Annotated in this window: 14 protein-coding genes and 3 pseudogenes; 5 read left to right on the forward strand and 12 right to left on the reverse strand. The window is 66.7% G+C overall.

Going from position 1 to position 18,539, the window contains the following annotated elements; genetic code table 11:
* Nucleotides 1-199 precede the first annotated feature (199 nt).
* The 6 genes and pseudogenes from MKAN_RS24315 to MKAN_RS24335 form a co-directional block, all read right to left on the reverse strand.
* Entirely contained in the window at nucleotides 200-703 is a 504-nt protein-coding gene (locus MKAN_RS24315) for a DUF421 domain-containing protein (RefSeq protein ID WP_023372653.1), read from the reverse strand.
* A gap of 116 nt (nucleotides 704-819) precedes the next feature.
* Nucleotides 820-918 (reverse strand): annotated as a pseudogene (locus MKAN_RS32245) (PE domain-containing protein); the annotation flags it as partial.
* A 71-nt stretch (nucleotides 919-989) separates the two neighbouring features.
* Nucleotides 990-2,351, reverse strand: coding sequence for a PPE family protein (locus MKAN_RS24320; RefSeq protein WP_023372655.1), 1,362 nt, complete (start codon nucleotides 2,349-2,351; stop codon nucleotides 990-992).
* A 1,068-nt stretch (nucleotides 2,352-3,419) separates the two neighbouring features.
* Nucleotides 3,420-4,706: an ArsB/NhaD family transporter gene (locus MKAN_RS24325; RefSeq protein WP_023372657.1), complete on the reverse strand. Its 1,287-nt coding sequence runs from the start codon at nucleotides 4,704-4,706 to the stop codon at nucleotides 3,420-3,422.
* Between the two features lie 74 nt (nucleotides 4,707-4,780).
* Entirely contained in the window at nucleotides 4,781-6,070 is a 1,290-nt protein-coding gene (locus tag MKAN_RS24330) for an ArsB/NhaD family transporter (RefSeq protein ID WP_023372660.1), read from the reverse strand.
* A 55-nt stretch (nucleotides 6,071-6,125) separates the two neighbouring features.
* Complete coding sequence (locus MKAN_RS24335; RefSeq protein WP_023372662.1) at nucleotides 6,126-6,569, reverse strand: CBS domain-containing protein; 444 nt, start codon at nucleotides 6,567-6,569, stop codon at nucleotides 6,126-6,128.
* Nucleotides 6,570-6,776: 207 nt separating this feature from the next.
* On the opposite strand from MKAN_RS24335, the gene dxs reads away from it, so the two are divergent.
* Nucleotides 6,777-8,717 carry a 1-deoxy-D-xylulose-5-phosphate synthase gene (dxs, locus tag MKAN_RS24340; protein WP_023372664.1) on the forward strand — a complete coding sequence of 647 codons (1,941 nt, stop codon included), beginning with the start codon at nucleotides 6,777-6,779 and terminating at the stop codon, nucleotides 8,715-8,717.
* On the opposite strand, the gene MKAN_RS24345 is transcribed toward dxs, so the two are convergent.
* From MKAN_RS24345 to MKAN_RS24370, 6 genes and pseudogenes are all read right to left on the reverse strand, one after another.
* Nucleotides 8,714-10,015, reverse strand: a complete 1,302-nt coding sequence (locus tag MKAN_RS24345; protein ID WP_023372666.1) for an HRDC domain-containing protein — start codon at nucleotides 10,013-10,015, stop codon at nucleotides 8,714-8,716. The genes dxs and MKAN_RS24345 overlap by 4 nt on opposite strands.
* A 1-nt stretch (nucleotide 10,016) precedes the next feature.
* A pseudogene (locus tag MKAN_RS24350) lies at nucleotides 10,017-10,651 on the reverse strand (DUF3000 domain-containing protein).
* 57 nt (nucleotides 10,652-10,708) lie between these two features.
* Nucleotides 10,709-11,530, reverse strand: a complete 822-nt coding sequence (locus tag MKAN_RS24355) for an enoyl-CoA hydratase/isomerase family protein (RefSeq protein WP_023372670.1) — start codon at nucleotides 11,528-11,530, stop codon at nucleotides 10,709-10,711.
* A 9-nt stretch (nucleotides 11,531-11,539) separates the two neighbouring features.
* Entirely contained in the window at nucleotides 11,540-13,234 is a 1,695-nt protein-coding gene (locus MKAN_RS24360) for a GMC family oxidoreductase (RefSeq protein ID WP_023372672.1), read from the reverse strand.
* The gene (locus MKAN_RS24365; RefSeq protein ID WP_023372674.1) at nucleotides 13,227-13,964 is read right to left on the reverse strand and encodes a gluconate 2-dehydrogenase subunit 3 family protein; all 738 of its coding nucleotides are present in this window, start codon (nucleotides 13,962-13,964) and stop codon (nucleotides 13,227-13,229) included. Before MKAN_RS24365 ends, MKAN_RS24360 begins: the two co-directional genes overlap by 8 nt.
* A 4-nt stretch (nucleotides 13,965-13,968) precedes the next feature.
* On the reverse strand, nucleotides 13,969-14,448 hold the full coding sequence (locus MKAN_RS24370; protein WP_023372676.1) for a hypothetical protein: 480 nt from the start codon (nucleotides 14,446-14,448) through the stop codon (nucleotides 13,969-13,971).
* Between the two features lie 122 nt (nucleotides 14,449-14,570).
* Here MKAN_RS24370 and hemE point away from each other — a divergent pair, with 122 nt between their 5' ends.
* From hemE to MKAN_RS24390, 4 genes and pseudogenes are all read left to right on the forward strand, one after another.
* A complete protein-coding gene (gene hemE, locus MKAN_RS24375) occupies nucleotides 14,571-15,662 on the forward strand; it encodes a uroporphyrinogen decarboxylase (protein ID WP_042312953.1) in 1,092 nt (363 codons plus the stop codon).
* Nucleotides 15,659-17,008 (forward strand): protoporphyrinogen oxidase, encoded by a 1,350-nt coding sequence (locus tag MKAN_RS24380; RefSeq protein WP_036391397.1) that lies wholly within the window; start codon nucleotides 15,659-15,661, stop codon nucleotides 17,006-17,008. Before hemE ends, MKAN_RS24380 begins: the two co-directional genes overlap by 4 nt.
* Nucleotides 17,009-17,051: 43 nt before the next feature.
* Nucleotides 17,052-17,759 carry a hydrogen peroxide-dependent heme synthase gene (hemQ, locus tag MKAN_RS24385; RefSeq protein ID WP_023372682.1) on the forward strand — a complete coding sequence of 236 codons (708 nt, stop codon included), beginning with the start codon at nucleotides 17,052-17,054 and terminating at the stop codon, nucleotides 17,757-17,759.
* Nucleotides 17,756-18,506 (forward strand): annotated as a pseudogene (locus tag MKAN_RS24390) (class I SAM-dependent methyltransferase). Before hemQ ends, MKAN_RS24390 begins: the two are co-directional and overlap by 4 nt.
* The last annotated feature ends 33 nt before the right edge of the window (nucleotides 18,507-18,539 follow it).

The raw sequence follows: 18,539 nt of genomic DNA on the forward strand, positions 1-18,539 counted from the left end.
TGTGGATACCCGTTGCCGGCATGATGAGTCGGCCGATGTCCAGGTTTTGGTATTCATGAGTCGGTGCGACTGCGGCGCGCGGCTTGGTGGCGGTTAATCGGTCCGTTCGGCCGAACAACGGCGCCACGAAATCCCGCACGGCAGACCCATTCTCGGTTGGCGGCAGGCCATCGCTGGCGGGTCCAGGAAGTGCCGTTAGCTACGCCCGCTTGTGTGACCGCTGGTTGTCGGTGAGGATCGAGACCACTCCTTTGGTCTCGAAAAGGGCCAACCGAATGTCCTCAGTTGTGTCGTGACCATGTTCGCGCAGGATCGCGTCCAGGTCGTCGCGGGTGAGCCTGCAGCGTCTCAAGTTACGTTGATCAACGTGACCATCGCGGATCAGCACCCGCACGGGCGGGTCAACGAGGCGACGCACCCATGGGATGAAGCGCAGCCTCGCGACCACATCATGAGCCACAATCAAGGCCAGCAGTGCCGCCGTTCCAGTGAGCCACGACGTCTCGGAGGCGGTCGCGGTGCGGCCCACGATGGCACCGACCGCAACAGCGGTGACCCAATCAAATGGGGTGAACTCGGCGATGGTGCGACGCAACATAAGCCGAAAAGCTGTTGCGGCAGTGACGAACAACGCAAATGCTTTGATAGCTGCATAGGTTGCGGGGCGCCACCCGTCGACCAGCTGAAGTAACAGTTCCCTCATGTCAGAAGGAGTGCCGCTCTAGGTGTGCCAACCTGGCCAGAGCCCTGACTCATCTGTAGCTGTCTCGGAGGGTCTCCTTCTTTGTCCAACCGAACCCAATGGTCCCGGACAACCACTGCCGAAGCCGCATTCTGAGCGGCCATGTCAGATCCGATGGCCCGCAAATCGCCGGCCGCCGTTGCCAGGCTCTCCGGTTGAGTGCTGACAAAGGACATTTCGACTCCTTTCGGGTTACGGCGCCTGATATCGACGGTGATTTCGGTGGTGTCATAGTTGGCCTGGCGCGTCATGGCGGGTGGCCTTCGGTGTAACGGCGCACCAGCGCAACGATTTCGCGTTCGAATCCGGTGAGGATCACGCTCTGTGAATCTTGGTCCGCCGCGGAGCCCGCGGTGAAATCCCGGCGGGCGGCATCGCCGGCCCGCTGGGTCGGCTGCCCTAAGGTTGCAGCAGTTCCGGAGCGGTAATCCTTGCGGCCACCGGGCTTGTCGCCGCGCGCTGCTGCCACCAGGCCGCCCCCGGCGGCACCGCCGAGGCCGGCGCCGGCCATGCCCGCGATCGGAAGAGCCGGGCCACCGGTTATGTCATGTATCGATGCGGCCGGGGCGGCGCTGAGCCCGGCGTCCCGCAACGCCGCCGTGAGCAGCCGGACCGGCGCGGCCGCAGTCCAACTGGGCGGCACCGCGAGCGCGCCAACAACATTCGCCTGCCCCACGCCCGCCTCAGCATTGCTGGCCGCCGAGCCTCCCGACAGCAGCCGGCTTCCCGAGCCTGACGTTGGTGCCGGCGGCGTTCGGGACTGTTGCCTCTGTTGCTGCTGCTCCTTTTGCTGGATGCTCTGTGACGTGAGTCCGATATTGGTTGACACCAAACCGATATTGGTCAGCACGACCGGGATCGCGGTCGCCGTCAGCGCTGCAGCGGTTCCCGAGACAGCGATGGAAAGCGCGGTCTCCAGCATTTTCAGCATCGACAACGGCGACGGTGGACTGGGCGCAGCCGCCATTGGCGAAGCAAGTCCCTGCAACGCCGCAGGCATGCTGGAGAGCAGCTGGGAGTGGCTGCCCGCAGCTGTGCTTGCCGCATGGGCGACCGCGCCGGCCTGGCCCGCCAGGCCGGCGGGGTTGGTGGTCGGCGGGGGAGCAGTAAACGGGGTCACCTTCGCCGCCGTTGCCGACGAGCTGGCGTAGCCGTACATCGCGGTCGCGTCCTGGGCCCACATTTCGCCGTATTGGGCTTCGGTGGCTGCGATCGCGGCCGTGTTCTGGCCAAAAAAGTTCGTGGTCACCAGCGCGGCCAGCTGTGCCCGGTTGGCGGCGATCACCGGCGGCGGCACCGTCATCATGAACGCAGTCTCGAAGGCCGCCGCCGCGGCCTTGGCCTGCGTCGCGGTTTGTTCGGCTTGCGCCGAGGTGGCTGACAGCCACGCGATATATGGTTCGGCTGCGCCCAGCATCGCAGCCGATGCCGGTCCCCGCCACCCCTGGCTTGTCAGCGCTGAGATCACCGCCTGGTAGACAGTGCCCATCGAGCGCAGTTCGGCGGCGATCATGTCCCAGGACGTAGCGGCGGCCATCATCGGTCCCGATCCGGGACCGGCATACATTCGGCCGGAATTGATCTCGGGCGGCAACGCCCCAAAATCCATTTTCTGCAACCTCCGGTTAGCAAATGGGCTGCGATTCGGTTCGGCGCATGCGGGCGAGCATCGTCTCCGCTACGTGATGGGAACGAATCCATGGGTATATGACCGAAATTGGTTCTGGCCCAGGGTGTTTAAGTCACTGCGACAGTTTGCGTCCGACTTGGCGCCGAATGAGCTTGTGACTCGCCAGCCTTGTTGGTCGGTGAGGGAAACCGCTATGCGGGTAATGCAAACGGTGATAAGCGGCTCGGCAAAGCGAAGTGCTTGCGTTTGTCGACGGCGCAGAGGTCGCAGTTACTTCATGATCCGCGGTTACGCCATGGCCGGTGTTGCCGGCGCTGCAGATACCCTTCAACATTGCGGTTGTGTTGGACTCCGGCGCGCCACGGTGTTGGCGCCGAGCACCGAGAACCGGGATCGGCCGCTATCGTGCGCCGTACCTTTTCCACCGTCTTGCACACTGTCTGCCCCCATGCCCTATCGCTCGGCACCGCGTGCAACCAGGGCAGCCGTGCTGCCTATGCGCGCTTCGGGTGAGGGAGATACCCGCCGACCGGCAGGCTAAACCGGTAAATTTCCAGCGCCGTCTCGTTGCAAGACCTGGCCGCTTGCTTCGACGTCGAATCTGTGGGCGCGCATGCGGTCGCGGCGCATGGGACGAATCGGACGGCGCGGCCGAGAGCCAAACTTGTGTTAACGAGGAGTTCGCAAACCGCACTGGTAGTCGTGACTGCCGATGCCGGCGACGCCGGATATCGATCCGGGGAGCGTTGCTCGCGGAGGTGGCCTTCTGACTGCTCGCGCTCGTGGCCAGCCTCCTGGACGTAGCTGACCGGCTGTCTACCCATCACGTCACGTTGCTGATCGTTCGTGCATTGACGCGGTGGGCACGGCCGGTGCTGGGGCTCGGGAGCCTGACTCAACACCCATCGCCGGACTACGCGATCGAGCCTGGCAAACCCTTGCGCCGGTTTTCCTTGGGTGGCCTTCGGCGGCGTGCTGGTCGCGGCTGTCGCTGCTGTAGCGCGAAGTTCGTTGGTGTCCACCATATTTCCGGCATCGGCACAGCCGCTATCCGAGCACGAAGTAACGCAGCCACAAGTAGACCGCTGCCACTGCTAGCGAGATCGTGGTGACCAGAATGCCTTTGCGGGTGAATTCCCAGAAGGAAATGGGAGTGCCTGCGCGCCGGGCGATTCCGAGCATGACGACGTTGGCGCTGGCCCCGACGGCGGTAAGATTGCCGCCGAAGTCGGCGCCCAGTGCCAGCGCCCACCACAGCACGTTGGAATCGACCTGACCGGGCATCACCGTGACAAGTTCAGTGACGATCGGCGTCATCGTGGCGACATAAGGAATGTTGTCGATGATGCCGGACACCGGCGCTGACACGCCGATGATCAGCATCACCGTAAGTAGTTCATTACCGCCAGTTAATTCGATCGCCCCGCGCGCCAGCTTCTCGACGATGCCGGTCTTCACCAATGCGCCGACCATGATGAACAAGCCGGCGAAGAACATCAGAGTTTCCCACTCGACGCTGGACAGGTAGTCCGAACCGTCCAGCCCCGAAATCACGATGAGGACGCCGGCGCCCAGCAACGCCACGACCGACGGCTGGATATGCAGCAGCGGGTGGGCGACGAAAGCGGTGAACACCGCTAGCAGGACGACGCCGGACTTGATGAGCAGCTTGCCGTCGCGGATCGCCTCGCGCTCGTTGAGCGACATCACATCGGCGACCCGGTCGGGCTTGACCGTAGCAGGACGAAACAGGCGGGGGAGCAGCGCGACGAAGACGATCAGCACCACGAGGACTACCGGCGCCATGTGCACCAGGAAGTCGTTGAACGACAGCCCCGCCCGGCTAGCGATGATGATGTTGGGCGGGTCGCCGACCAACGTCGCCGCGCCGCCGATGTTGGACGCGAAGACTTCGGCGATCAGAAACGGCGACGCGTCGATTGCCAGCCGGTCACACACCAGCAGCGTGACCGGAGCAATCAACAACACTGTGGTGACGTTGTCGAGCAAGGCCGACCCGAAAGCCATCACCAGCACCAGCAGAATCATGATGCGCAGCGGGGAGCCATTCGCGCGTTTGACGGCCCAGATCGCGACGTATTCGAAAACACCGGTCTGCCGTAGGACGCTGACGATGATCATCATGCCCAGCAGGAGAAAGACGACGTCCCAGTCGATTCCGGTCTCGTGCGAGTAGAACGCGTCATGTGAGCGGACGACCCCGAGCGCGAGCATGATCGCCGCCCCCGACAGCGCTGCACGGGTCTTGCTCACCCGGTCACTGGCGATGAGCGCATAGGTGATGACGAACACCGTGACTGCGATGATGTTCACGGGATGTCCCACCAATCCTCATGCGCGCCGCCCATGGCGGCGTCAGCCCTAGCAGTACCCGGCGTAGGCACCGGTCAGCCCAACACGAAGTAGCGAACCCACAGGTAGATCGCCGCCAACGCGACCGAGACCGCGGTAACCACAACGCCTTTGCGGGTGAATTCCCAAAATGAGATAGGAGTGCCTGCGCGCCGGGCGATTCCGAGCATAACGACGTTGGCGCTGGCTCCCACTGCGGTGAGGTTGCCTCCGAAGTCGGCGCCCAGGGCAAGTGCCCACCATAACGTGTCGGGGTTGATGTGACCGGGCATGACCGCGGCCAGCTCGGCGACAATCGGCGTCATCGTCGCGACGTAGGGGATGTTGTCGATGATGCCGGACACGGGTGCTGAGATGCCGAGAATCAGGAATACGGTGGACAACTCGTTTCCTGCGGTCAAGTTGGTGGCCGCCCGCGCCAGCTCATAGACGACACCCGTTTTTACCAGGGCGCCGATCATGATGAACAGCCCGGCAAAGAAAAGCAGTGTTTCCCATTCGACGCTGGATAGATAATCGGACCGCTCCAGCCCGGAGATCACCACCAGGATGCCGGCCCCCACCAGCGCCACCATGGATGGTTTCATATGCAGTGCCGAATTTGCGACGAAGGCCGTGAACACCGCCACGAGGACGACACCACACTTGATCAGCAGCCTGTGATCGCGAATGGCTTCCTTTTCTTCCAACGACATGACGTCGCCGATCCGCGTGGGATCGGCGGTAAATGCGCCGGGAAACAGGCGCGGCACGAGAAGGATGAACGCCGCTAGCACGATTATTACGATCGGGGCCAGATTGATCAGGAAGTCGTTGAACGAAAGCCCGCCCTTGCTGGCGATGACGATGTTGGGGGGGTCGCCGACCAATGTCGCGGTGCCGCCGATGTTCGATGCGAACGCTTCGGCCATCAAGAACGGGTTCGCGTTGATCGCCAACCGGTCGCACACCAGCAGGGTCACCGGGGCGATCAGCAAGACCGTGGTGACGTTGTCCAGCATCGCTGATGCGATCGCAGTGACCACCACTAACAGGATCATGATGCGCACGGGCGAGCCGCCGGCCCGTTTGGCCGCCCAGATTGCGATGTATTCGAACACCCCGGTCTGCCGCAGCACGCTGACGATGATCATCATCCCCAGCAGCAAAAAGATGACGTCCCAATCGATTCCGGTCTCGTGAGAATAGAAGACATCTTCGGAATTGATGACGGGTAGGGCAACCACGATCGCCGCACCGGCCAGCGCTACCAGCGTCTTGTTGATGCGTTCGCTGGCGATCAGTGCATAGGCGACCACAAATACACAGACCGCGATGACACTCATCGGGTGGTCACCTGTGTGGGCGCCGGGACACCGCTTATCGCCGAAACCTTCGAGATCAACGCTTCAGCGCCGCTGCCAGGAGGCGCGATGCCGTGATCACCCCGAGCAGCCTGCGGTCTTTGACCACCGGGAGGAGCGGGCTGCGCAGCCGAGCCATTATTGCGGCCACCTCGATGATGGTGTCGTCGGCATTGACCGGAGGGACGTCGACCAGGTGGTCCGGCAACACGTCGCGGACTGTCTTGCCGCTCAACTTCTCCGCACAGCGGTCAGCCATCGATTCGTTGAGCACGCCGGCCAGCGAAGGATCGTCCTGGACGTAGCGGGGCACGATGAAGCGCACGACTTGGGAGGCCGGCAGTACCGCGTACGGTTTTCCTGAGGGCTTGGTGACCAAGAGCCCGGGCAGGCGATGCTCCGCGAGCATGCGGGCAGCATCCAGCGCGCTCGAATTGACGTCGACTACCGGAAAATCTTCAGCGATGTCCTCGGCGCGCATATGCCGACGATACGTCGGTGTCGGGGTCGCGGTCAGCCTAGCTGTGGTCATGGCGTTCCTTCGTGTCGTAGGTACCACTCCACGCCGACCAGGCTTCCCGGCTCACCGGTGACCGACGGTACCAAGTGCTCAGCCCATTCAGTGGCGCGGGTTCGGCGGCGAGCGATCACGAGGGCTAACTGGGCCCTTGCTGCGTACACTGGCGGGATGCTGCAACAGATCCGTGGGCCCGCCGATCTGCAGCACCTCTCCCAGGCCCAGCTACGGGAGCTGGCCCAGGAGATCCGTGAGTTTCTGATCCACAAGGTGGCCGCCACCGGGGGACACCTCGGACCCAACCTGGGGGTCGTGGAACTGACGTTGGCGCTGCATCGGGTGTTCGATTCGCCGCACGACCCGATCATTTTCGACACGGGTCACCAGGCCTACGTCCACAAGATGCTCACCGGACGCGCCCAGGATTTCGAAAGCCTGCGCAAGAAGGGTGGGTTGTCGGGGTATCCGTGCCGTGCCGAAAGCGAACACGACTGGGTCGAGTCCAGCCATGCCAGCGCGGCGCTGTCGTATGCCGACGGCCTGGCCAAGGCTTTCGAGTTGACCGGGCACCGCAATCGGCACGTGGTCGCGGTGGTGGGTGACGGCGCGCTCACTGGCGGCATGTGCTGGGAGGCGCTGAACAATATCGCGGGGTCGCACCGGCCGGTGATCATCGTGGTCAACGACAACGGCCGCAGCTACGCCCCGACCATCGGCGGCGTCGCCGATCATCTCGCCACCCTGCGGCTGCAGCCGGCCTACGAGCAGATGCTGGAGAAGGGCCGCGACGTGGTGCGTGCGGTGCCGCTGGTCGGTGAGGTCTGCTACCACTTCCTGCACAGCGTCAAAGCCGGCATCAAGGACTCCCTGTCACCGCAGCTGATGTTCACCGACCTCGGGCTGAAGTATGTCGGCCCGGTCGACGGTCATGACGAACGCTCGGTGGAGGTCGCGCTGCGCAAGGCCCGCGGATTTGGCCGACCGGTGATCGTGCATGTCGTCACCCGCAAGGGAATGGGCTATGCCCCGGCCGAAGCCGACGAGGCCGAGCAGATGCACTCCACCGTTCCGATCGACCCGGTGACCGGGCAGGCCACCAAGATGGCCGGCCCGGGCTGGACGGCAACGTTCTCCGACGCGCTGATCGGTTACGGCACAAAGCGGCGTGACATCGTCGCCATCACCGCGGCCATGCCGGGACCCACCGGCCTGACCGCGTTCGGGCAGCGCTTTCCCGACCGGTTGTTCGACGTCGGCATCGCCGAACAGCACGCGATCACCTCGGCCGCCGGGCTGGCGATGGGCGGCATGCACCCCGTGGTCGCCATCTATTCGACGTTCCTGAACCGCGCGTTCGACCAGATCATGATGGATGTGGCGCTGCACAAGCTGCCGGTCACCATGGTGCTGGACCGCGCCGGTGTCACCGGCTCGGATGGCCCCAGCCACAACGGCATGTGGGATCTGTCGATGCTCAACATCGTGCCCGGCATTCGGGTGGCCGCGCCCCGTGACGCCACCCGGCTGCGCGAAGAACTCGGTGAGGCACTCGACGTCACCGACGGCCCGACGGCCTTGCGGTTCCCGAAAGGTGATGTCGGCGAGGATATTCCGGCCCTGGAGCGGCGAGCCGGAGTGGACGTGCTCGCGGTGCCGGCCGAGGGCCTGAACCACGATGTGCTGCTGGTGGCGGTGGGCCCGCTGGCCGCGATGGCGCTGGCGGTGGCCAAGCGGCTGCACAACCAGGGCATCGGGGTGACGGTGATCGATCCGCGATGGGTGCTGCCGGTGCCCGACGGCGTTCGCGAGCTGGCGGTGCGCCACAAGCTGCTGGTCACGCTGGAGGACAACGGGGTCAATGGCGGCGTGGGCTCGGCGGTGTCGGCCGCGTTGCGGCGTGCGGAGATCGACGTGCCGTGCCGCGACGTCGGGCTGCCGCAGGAGTTCTTCGATCACGCGTCACGAGGTGAGGTGCTGGCCGATCTGGGGCTGACCGACCAGGATGTGGCCCGCCGCATCACCGGCTGGGTCGCCGCGCTGGGTACCTCGGACGCCGGTGGGTACGGTCGGTCTCTCGGGACGGCGTCGGAGATCAGGGAGCGTCTCGACTAGGGACTGTCGCCGTCGGGTTGGGCATTGGCCCGGGTTATCGCCGCGGCCATCGCCGGCACCACCAGTCGGCGCTGCCATGCCCGCGCATGGCCGGCCCGCAGGAACTCGTCGATCGCGTCGGCGGCGCCCTGCCGGGGACCCGCCCACTCCCAGCACAGCCGTCGCACCAACTCGGGCGAGACCAGGTTTTCCGTCGGCACCCCCACCCGCTGCGACAGTTCCGCCAGCGCCGCCCGGACCGCCTCCAACCGGGCGGCCGCCTCCGGTTTCCGCCTGCTCCACCGCGCGGGTAGCGGCGGCCCGTTGGCCGATTCGGTCACCTCGGGTGGATTCTGGTTTTCTCGGGCCGCTTCCAGCGCCGCCAGCCACGTCGCGGCATTGCGACGCTGCTTGCGTCCGCCGAACACCGGCAAAGCGATGAGGTCCTCGACCGATCTCGGGTCGGCGATGGCTGCGTCGATGATGGCCGAGTCCGGCAGGATCCGGCGCGGCGCGATGTCGCGCAGTTGGGCAATCCGGTCTCGGGCCAGCCACAGCTCGCGAACCGCGGCCAACCCTCGGCGGTCACGCACCTTGTGGATACCGGAGGTTCGCCGCCAGCGGTCCGGCCGCGCGGAAACCGCGGACGACCTCGATTCGTATGTCCGTAGATGCTCGAATTCCTCTGCGGCCCAACCGGTTTTGCCTTGTTCGGTCAGCACCTGCGAGATCGCTGCGCGCAGCTCGATCAGCAGTTCGACGTCGAGGGCGGCATAGTTCAGCCAGGCCGGTGGCAGTGGACGCTTGGACCAGTCGGCCGCGCCGTGGCCCTTGGCCAGCCCCAGACCCAGCAATCGCTCGACCATGGTCGCCAAGTTCACCCGATCGAACCCGGCCAGGCGTCCGGCGAGCTCGGTGTCGTAGAGCGCCGACGGCCGCATGCCGACCTCGGCCAGACACGGCAGGTCCTGATCGGCGGAGTGCAGAATCCACTCGTCTTGCCGGAGCACCTCGGCGACCGGCTGCAGCGCGGTCGCCGGCTCGCCGCCGTGGCTGACCGGATCGATCAGCACGGTGCCGGCGCCGGCCCGACGGATCTGGATCAGATAGGCCCGGTTGGAGTAGCGAAAACCCGACGCCCGCTCGGCGTCCACCGCAAAGGGCCCGCGGCCGCGATCCAAGAGCTCCGCGGCGGCTTCGATCTGGCCGACGGTCACCGAGAGGTCCGGCATCCCGCTCGCCGGCCGCAGCAACGGCGTCGGCCCGGATGCCGTGGTGCCCGACGGTTCAGTCTCCGCGGGAGACGGGTCGGGGCACATGTCAGGCGCGTGACCGCGAGCTCAGGTCGACGACCCCGGCTGGGGGTAGGCCCGCGGCATGCTCGAGAACATCGCAGAACGCCTCGACGTGGCTGCCCACCTCGGGCGTGGTCGCCGTCCACGACGCCCGCAGCTCGAGCTGATGGGCGCGCGGCGGTCCGGAAATGTCGCCGTAGCGCACCGATGTGGTGGCGGTGACGGTGCCGCCCAGGGCGGTCATGTGCTCGGTGCGCGACTCGAGCGCCTCCACCAGCCAGCTCCACGCCACCTCGGGCAGCAACGGATCGATGGCTTCCTGTGAGTCCAGGTCGGCCTGGATGTAGGCGACCAGGCGAATGGTGCCGTCCCAGGCGTCGGAGCCCTCCGGGTCGTAGAGCAGGATGAGCCGGCCGAACGCGTCACCCTCGGACCGCTCGGGGACGATGTCGAGATCGGGATGTTTTACCTCCGCGCCCAGCGCGTAGCTGTAGGGCGCCAGCCGCTGCGGCGGACGGATAGGACCGAGTTCGATCTCCGGGCGCACGGTGACAGCGTTCATGGCCGCGACCGCTTCGCGGAAGGGGGCCGGTTCGGCTGCGGTCACGAGCTCCGCTCCTGCTTGTCGCTGCGCTCCGCTGTGTCGTCGGCGCGGGTCACAAAATCCGACGGTAGACCTAACGTCCGACACGCGCAGACAGGCGCGCCGAATCATGCTCAGCCCCCGGAACCGGCGCTAAATCGCGCCGGGCGCTTCTCGCGGTGTGCGGCCAATCCTTCCCGCACGTCAGGGCCACTGAAGCTGAGGAATTCGAGGCCCAGCGACGTTTCGAAGGCGGGCCCGAACATGCGGTACCACTGATTGAGGCTGTGCTTGGTCCAGCGAAGAGCGTGTTGGGCGCCCTGCGCCAGATTCTCGGCAAGGCGCGTCGCGGTGGCGAGCACGTCGTCGTCGTCGACGCACGTCGAGACCAGGCCGATGCGCTCGGCTTCCGCGCCGGACAGCGGCTCACAGGTCAGCAGGTAGTACTTGGCCTTGGCCATGCCCACCAGCAGCGGCCAGCAGATCGCGGCGTGGTCCCCGGCGGCCACCCCGAGCTTGGTGTGTCCGTCGATGATCTTCGCGGTCCGCCCCGCCACCGAGATGTCGGCCAGCAGGGCCACCACCAGGCCGGCGCCGACGGCCGGGCCGCGGATCGCCGAGACCACCGGTTTGTCGAGGTTGACCAGGTTGAGCACCAGATCGCGGGCCTCGCGCATGATGCGGACCCGGTCTTCATAGGCGCCCATCGTCTGGTCGATCAGGTCGAAGCTGCCGCCGGAGGAAAACGCTGTGCCCTCACCGCGGACCAGCACCACCCGCACGGCCGGGTCGCGGTCGATCACCGGCCAGATGTCGGCCAGGTCGCGGTGCATCTGCGGCCCGACCGAGTTCAGGCCGGGGGAGTCCAGAACCAGGTTCAGCACGCCGTTATCGGTGGGTTCTATTCGCAGACTTGGAAACTCGCCGTAGTCGACAGGCGGGTGGCGCACTGACATACCTGGATGTTACGCACGAGCCGATCGGCTGCCGACCAGGGCGTCTGCCTTGACGTCACCGCGCACGATCCGCTCGGCCAGCCGCGAGGCCAGCGCCATGATGGTCAGCGCCGGGTTGGCGCTGCCCTGGGTGGGGCACACCGAACCGTCGGCGATGAACAGGTTGGGCACCGCCCAGCTTCGCTGGTCGGAGTTGACGACGCTGCTCTCGGGGTCGCTACCCATCCGGGCACCACCGATGAGGTGGGCAAAGCGCTGGATGGTCAGCACATCCTGCGCCCCGGCGGCGTGCAGGATGTTGGTGATCACCTGAGTGGAGTACTCCATGTTGGCCTTGTCGTTGTCCGACAGGTGGTAGTCGAACCGGGCGATGGGCAGCCCGTAGTGATCGGTCTCCTCGGCCAGGGTGACGCGGTTGTCGGCGTGCGGGAGCAGCTCGTTGAGCACGCCGATGGTGGACCAGTGGTTGTAGTCGCGCATGTATTCGCGCAGCGCGGCGCCCCAGTGCCCGTCGGCGAGGACATGCTCGGCCCAGCCGATCGGCAGCGGGGACACCGTCTGGATGGAGAAGCCCCGGGCGAATCCGCGGTCGGGGTCGGTTTCGTAGAACTGCTCCGAGGACACCTCCGGCGGCGGCGCCTTGTACATGCGCAGTTCCTCCGGCCAGCGGCCCGCGGTCTGTGATGCTCCCTGCACCATGACGTAGCGGCCCACCTGATCGTGGTTGTTGCACAAGCCCTTCGGGAAACGCGGGCTGGCGGAGTTGAGCAGCAACCTCGGAGTTTCGATCGAATAGCAGGCCACTGCAACCACTTTGGCCCGCTGAAACCGCTCACGGCCCCCAATCTCATCCAAATACGTTACACCGCTGGCATTTCCGGTTTCGTCGACTTCGACACGGCTGGCCATGCAGTTCGCCCGGATCTCGACGCCGTGGGCCAGCGCGTCGGGCAGGTGAGTGACATACGGGCTGGCTTTGGCGTTGACCTTGCAACCCTGCAGGCAGTAGCCGCGGTAGATGCAGTGCGGCCGGTTGCCGAAGGTGCCGTTGACGATGCCGACCGGGCCGACCCGCATCTCGATGCCGAGATTCATCGCGCCTTCCCAGAGTTTCATCGCGGCGCCCGAAACCGGATGCGGCGCATGCGGATAGCGGTGCGGGTAGCCCCACGGCCAGTCCTGACCGGCTACCGGCAACTCGAGTTCGAGGCGCTCGTAGTGTGGCCGCAGGTCGGCGTAGCTGATCGGCCAGTCGGCGCCGACCCGGTCGCGGGTGAAGGTCTCGAAGTCGCTGGGATGAAAGCGCGGCGTGTAGCCGGCGTAGTGCACCATCGACCCGCCGACGCCGCGGCCGGAGTTGTTCTTGCCCAGTTCGACCGGATCCGATCCGCCGATGATCCGCTTCTGAGTCCAGTACAGCTCGTGCGACCCCGCCTCGTCGGACACCCAGTCCTCGTCGGGGTGCCAGAACGGGCCGGCCTCCAGGATCACGATGCGCCAGCCAGCCCGGGCCAGCCGCTGGGCCAGCACCGAACCACCGGCGCCGGCGCCGACGACCACCAGGTCGACCTCCTCGTCGTCGGAGTAGCGGCGCATGGTGGACTCGCCGGGCAGGTCACGCGAGTGCACGTCGAGCAGGAACCGCGAATCGTTGTCGCGCGGTCCGAGCGAGCCCTTGAGCAGCCCGCGCCAAAAGTCACCCATCGATGTGTTCCTGTTCGACAGTGGCGACCGGGTCTTCGGAGGTGGCTCCCGGGGCTTCGAACGGCTCCCGGCTTCCCACTCCGCCCAGCCGCATGAAGCCGCGGGGATAGGCCGGCCCGCCGAAGCCGATCTCGTTCCATGCCCACGGGTGGCTGTAGAAGCCGCTCAGGGTCATCCGCATCACCACCGACCAGGCCCGGGAGACATTCACTTTCTCCCAGCTGCCGCCGGACACCTCGCCGTCGGCGAACTGCTGCACCACCGATTCGCGGGTCGCGAGGTCGGCCGCCGCGAACGACTCCGCGCCGGCGACGCGGGCGGACTCGTCGAGGCCCAACAGCACCAGCCGCCAGGTGTCGCGGTCGTCGGGCATGTCGGCGTATTGATAGCCGTCCAGCCGGCCATCGGCGAGCTTGGCGTCGACGAACTCGGCCACTGGTATCCGCGGCTCGGCGTCCTGGGCCAGGACGGTGTCACAGAACGCGCGCAGCGCCGGTTCCTGCGACGCCTCGAAGAACCGCAGTGGCCCCGGCTTGTCCAGCCGGGCCAGCACCACCCGCCGGGTGGCCGCGTCCCAGCTGTCGACGGTCGACAGCACGTCGTAGTCGGGATAGCGGCCGATCATCTGCGGGGTGGTGCCGCGACGCTGGCGCGGCAGCCAGGACGGATGCAGCGGCTTGCCGTCCGGTCGCAGTTTCGGAAGGTGCTGCCCGGTCGAGATGTCAGGCACGGCGCTACTTCTCCCGTCGCAGGACCGCCGCCAGCAGACCCATCGCCCCGACGATGCTCATCAGGCCGGGCGCGGCGATGGGGGGCCCCATCGGGACGTTGTAGTTGTACAGCCGCCAGCCACCGGGGCGCCGCGCGACACCGCGCGCGTGGAAGTATTCGCCCAGCAGGCCGTTCGCCGCGTATATCGCCGCTGTCGCCGGCAGCCACCGCTTGGCCCAGCGCTTGGAGAACACTCCGCCCACCCCGGCGACCACCACCGGCGGGGTGACGACGATCGGGCTCCACATCCATTTGTTGCCGAAGCTGGCGCGATAGTGCTCGAAGTAGATCTCCGCGGTGGTCACCAGCGCCGCGAACGCCGTCAGCCCCGACAACGACCGCTCGAAGCGACCGTGGGCGACGTTGTGCAGCACCCGGTCGACGAAATACTCCGCCTCCTCGACCAAATGCCCGCTAGGTGCCGAATCTCGAGTCAGCAACATGAACCCGTCTCCTTGCCTGCCATGTATGGGTCTTCGAGGGGCGAATTTCCGCACAATGCAGCGACCGCCGTATTGGGCAGTACCCAAACATCCCGGAGGGCACACCTGCCTGCCCGCCCGTCATGGCAGCATTGGGGCCAGTGAATACTCCTGCGCGTACCCGACGCGAGCTTCCGCACTCGCCCTATCTGGCCGCGGTGGCCGGCCGCAAACCCAGCCGAGTGCCGGTGTGGTTCATGCGGCAGGCCGGCCGGTCGCTGCCCGAGTACCGGGCGCTGCGCCAACAGCACAGCATGCTGGACGCCTGTCTCGAGCCGGACGTGGCCTGCGAGATCACCCTGCAGCCGGTACGCCGCTACGGTGTGGACGCGGCGATCCTGTTCTCCGACATCGTGGTGCCACTGCGGGCTGCGGGCGTGGAGCTGGACATCGTGGCCGACGTGGGCCCGGTGATCGCCCACCCGGTGCGTACCGCTACCGATATCGAACACATCAAACCCCTTGACCCACAAGCTATTCAGCCAGTCCTGCAGACCGTTGAGCTGTTGGTCGCGGCGCTGGGCGATGTCCCGCTGATCGGTTTCGCCGGTGCGCCGTTCACGCTGGCGTCCTACCTTATCGAGGGCGGACCCAGTCGCCACTACATCCGCACCAAGGCGATGATGCTGGCCGAGCCGGCGAGCTGGCATGCGCTGATGAGCAAGCTGACCGACCTCACCATCGCCTTCCTTCGCGGCCAGATCGACTCCGGTGTGGACGCCATCCAGGTGTTCGATTCCTGGGCTGGCATGTTGTCGCTGAGCGACTACCGCCAGTACGTGCTGCCGCACAGTGCGCGGGTGTTCGGCACGCTGGCCGAACACGGCGTGCCGATGACGCACTTCGGGGTCGGCACCGCGGAACTGCTCGGCGCCATGTCCGAGGCCCTCCAGGCGGGGGCGGCGACCGTCGTCGGCGTCGATTGGCGCACTGCACTGGCCGATGCGGCCGCTAGGGTCCAGCCGGGCACGGCGCTGCAGGGCAACCTCGATCCGGTGTTGCTGCTGGCGGGCTGGCCGGTGGTGGAACGCGCCGCCCGCGCCGTCGTCGACGACGGACGCCGTGCGGTCGACGCGGGTGCCGCCGGGCACGTCTTCAACCTCGGCCACGGGGTGTTGCCGCAGACCGATCCCGGGGTGCTGACCGAACTGGTTTCGCTGGTCCATTCGTTATGAGCCGGCGCTCATATTGCGTTGTGGGCGGCGGGATCTCGGGATTGACGGCGGCGTATCGGTTGCGGGCCGCCGCCGGTGCCGACGGGACCATCACGGTGTTCGACCCGGGCGACCGGCTCGGCGGGATATTGCGCACCGAGGTGGTCGGCGGACAACCGATGGATGTGGGCGCCGAAGCGTTCGTGCTGCGCCGGCCCGAGGTGCCCGCGCTGCTGGCCGAGTTGGGCCTGGCCGAGCGCCAACGCGCCACCACCGGCGTCCGGCCGATGATCTACAGCGGGCAGCAGCTGCACGCCCTGCCATCGGGGACGATGATGGGGATCCCGACGTCGGCGTCGTCGCTGGCCGGTCTCGTCGACGACGCCACGATCGCGCGCATCGAGGCCGAACCCGGTCGACCGTTCAGCTGGCGTCCGGGCAGCGACCCGGCGGTGGCCGAGCTGGTGGCCGACCGGTTCGGCGAGCAGACGGTGGCCAGGTCGGTGGACCCGCTGCTGTGCGGGGTGTATGCGGGCTCGGCGGCGACGATCGGGTTGCGCGCCGCGGCCCCCAGCGTGGCGGCGGCGCTCGACCGCGGCGCCGCCAGCTTGACCGACGCGGTTCGGCAGGGGTTACCGCCTGCCGGCGATGGACCGGTGTTCGGTGCGCTCGAGGGTGGCTACCAGGTGCTAGTCGACGAGCTGGTCGCCCGTAGCCGCCTGAACTGGGTGCGCGCCGCGGTCGTTGAAATCGGCCGAACCGGTGAGGGCTGGGAATTGCATGACGAAACCGGTGGTCGTTGGCATGCCGATGCGGTGATCCTGGCCATCCCGGCCCCGCGCCTGGTGCCGTTGGTCGAGGAAATCGCCCCGCGTAGCGCCGGAGCCGCCCGCCGGATAGCAAGTGCCTCGTCGGCGGTGGTGGCGCTCGCGGTGTCGCTCGACACCCCGTTTCCGCCCTGTTCCGGGGTGCTGGTGGCCAGTGGCGAGCGGTTGCGGGCCAAGGCGATCACGTTGTCGTCACGCAAGTGGGGCCCGCGCGGGGACACGCAACTATTGCGCCTGTCGTTTGGACGCTTCGGCGACGACCTGGCCGAGCGCGCGTCCGAGAAGGAGCTACTGGCTTGGGCGCTCGACGACCTGGCCACGGTGTTCGGCCTGGCCGTGCACCCGATCGATTTTCGTGTGCAGCGCTGGGTCGAGGCGATGCCGCAGTACGGACCCGGGCACGCGGATCTGGTGGCCGAGGTGCGCGCCGGCCTGCCTGCGGGGTTGGCCGTGGCGGGCAGCTACCTCGACGGGATCGGCGTGCCGGCCTGTGTGGCGGCGGCGGACCTTGCGGTCACCGGCATCGTCGAGGCCTTGTGAGGCCCTGAGCAGGCTCGGCCGCACAGGTGGCACGATAGGTGCCATGGCACGCCCCGACGCGAAACTGGATTATGCCGTCTTGAATGCGACCATTCGCTACCTGATGTTTTCGGTGTTCGCGGTGCGTCCCGGCGAGCTCGGGGAGCAGCGTGAGGCCGTGGTGGATGACGCTGCGATGTTCTTCAAGCAGCAGGAGGAACGCGGGGTGGTGGTGCGCGGCCTCTACGACGTCGCCGGTCTGCGGGCCGACGCTGATTTCATGATCTGGACCCATGCCGAGCGGGTGGAAGCACTGCAGGCCACCTATGCCGACTTCCGACGCACCACCGCCCTGGGACGGGTCTGCACGCCGGTGTGGAGCAGTGTGGCGCTGCACCGGCCGGCGGAGTTCAACAAGAGTCACATTCCGGCGTTTCTGGCCGGCGAGGAGCCGGGCGCCTACATCTGCGTGTATCCCTTTGTGCGGTCTTACGAGTGGTACCTGCTGCCCGACGAGGAGCGTCGCCGCATGCTCGCCGAGCATGGCATGGCCGCCCGCGAATACAAGGACGTGCGGGCCAACACGGTGCCGGCGTTCGCGCTGGGCGACTACGAATGGATTCTGGCGTTCGAGGCGCCCGAATTGCACCGCATCGTCGACCTGATGCGGGAGCTGCGGGCCACCGACGCCCGGCGGCACACCCGTGCCGAGACGCCGTTTTTCAGCGGGCCGCGGGTGCCGGTGGAGCAACTGGTGGGATCGCTGCCATGACCCAACCCGACCCGACCGATCCCACCCGCTTCGAGGAGATGTATCGCGACGACCGGGTCGCGCACGGCCTTCCCGCGGCCACGCCGTGGGACATCGGCGGACCCCAACCGGTGGTCCAGCAACTCGTCGCGCTGGGTGCGATCAGGGGGGAGGTGCTCGACCCGGGCACCGGGCCGGGCCACCATGCCATCTACTACGCCGCCAAGGGCCTCTCGGCCACCGGCATCGACGGGTCGGTGGCCGCCATCGAGCGTGCCCGGGACAATGCGCGGCAAGGTCGGCGTGTCGGTGGACTTCCGGGTGGCCGACGCCACCAAGTTGGAAGGGCTGGACGGCCGGTTCGACACCGTCGTCGACTGCGCCTTCTATCACACGTTCAGCACGGCCCCGGAGCTACAAAAGTCCTATGTCCAGGCGCTGCACCGGGCGACCAAGCCGGGCGCACGCCTGTACATGTTCGAGTTCGGCGAGCACGACGTCAACGGCTTCACGATGGAGCGGTCCTTGTCCCAGGACGACTTTCGCCAGGTGCTGCCCGTCGGCGGCTGGGAGATCACATATATGGGACCGACCACCTACCAGATCAACCTCAGCGTCGAGGTGATCGAAATGATGGCGGCGCGCAATCCCGACATGGCCGACGAGGTGCGACCCATGCTGGAACGGTTCCGGGCGATGGAACCATGGCTGGTCGGTGGCCGGGTACACGCACCCTTCTGGGAAGTGCACGCCACTCGGCTGGACTGACGGATGCCGCTGGGGCACATCCGCCGAAACTGA

The sequence above is a fragment of the Mycobacterium kansasii ATCC 12478 genome (genome assembly GCF_000157895.3).
Classification (GTDB): Bacteria; Actinomycetota; Actinomycetes; order Mycobacteriales; family Mycobacteriaceae; genus Mycobacterium; species Mycobacterium kansasii.